Genomic DNA, 540 nt, shown 5'->3' with positions numbered 1-540 from the left:
GTATCTTACCAGGCCACACCCCCTTATTAACGGCAATCAAACCGGGTATCGTCAAATTGACTTTAGAAAATGGCAATGAAGAAGTTATCTACGTTTCAGGTGGCTTTTTAGAAGTTCAACCGAATGTCGTTACCGTCCTAGCAGATGTCGCAATCCGTGGTAAAGAGCTTGACGCAGATCGTATTTTAGAAGCGAAACGCCAGGCAGAACAAAATATCGTAGCCAACGCAAAAGACGCCAACTACGAAATGCTCGCCGCGAAACTCTCTAAAGAACTTGCAAAACTACGTGCTTACGAACTGACAGAAAAATTAGTCAAAAATAATGATAATTTGTTTAAAATCAAATTTTTCTTTCTTGTTTTAAAGTAAATTACTAACTTTAGTTGAATATGAACTCTCTCAATGAATACTCTATACAAAATTAGTTAACATAACGTCTCATTATCGGTAGCAAGGAAAAGGCGAATTCCCTTTTAAAGTAGGGATTCGCCATTTTCTATTTCTATAACCCTATTCATCTTTTTAAACATTCCTGTCC

The 540-nt window shown here is 37.0% G+C and carries 1 protein-coding gene; it reads left to right on the top strand.

What is annotated here, in order from left to right:
- On the top strand, positions 1-371 hold a 371-nt coding region (gene atpC, locus AC5O77_RS22510; protein WP_494507260.1), incomplete at its 5' end, for an ATP synthase F1 subunit epsilon.
- Between the last annotated feature and the right edge of the window lie 169 nt (positions 372-540).

The organism is Stenotrophomonas sp. INTA L402-1, from assembly GCF_059295135.1.
This window is presented reverse-complemented; position numbering and strand designations above follow the sequence as displayed.